A 240-nucleotide genomic window follows, 5' to 3' on the forward strand; every position below is an offset into this window, starting at 1 on the left:
ATCCGTCGCGTGCGCTGAAGACGGCAACTGAACCGGCGCATCCGTTCCTTGACACTACCCTGCATCCCGCCGGCGGCCACCCGGGTGAGCTGCTGCTCTACCTGGATCAGACCAACGAGCTGAGCGAAGGGCTGATGACCAAGTCGGACCGCGCGTTCGGCGCATTCGGTGTACAGGCGAGAAGCCCCTCCCTCGACCATGAGGTGCTGTGCGCGGCATGGGGCACTCCGTTCGAGCACA

1 protein-coding gene is annotated in these 240 nt (G+C 65.0%); it reads left to right on the forward strand.

Annotated elements, in window-relative coordinates; translation table 11 throughout:
- On the forward strand, window positions 1-240 hold a 240-nt coding region (locus KVS69_RS20415), incomplete at both ends, for an asparagine synthase-related protein (RefSeq protein ID WP_254622319.1).

The organism is Stenotrophomonas sp. GbtcB23 (assembly GCF_019091045.1).
Classification (GTDB): Bacteria; Pseudomonadota; Gammaproteobacteria; order Xanthomonadales; family Xanthomonadaceae; genus Stenotrophomonas; species Stenotrophomonas rhizophila_A.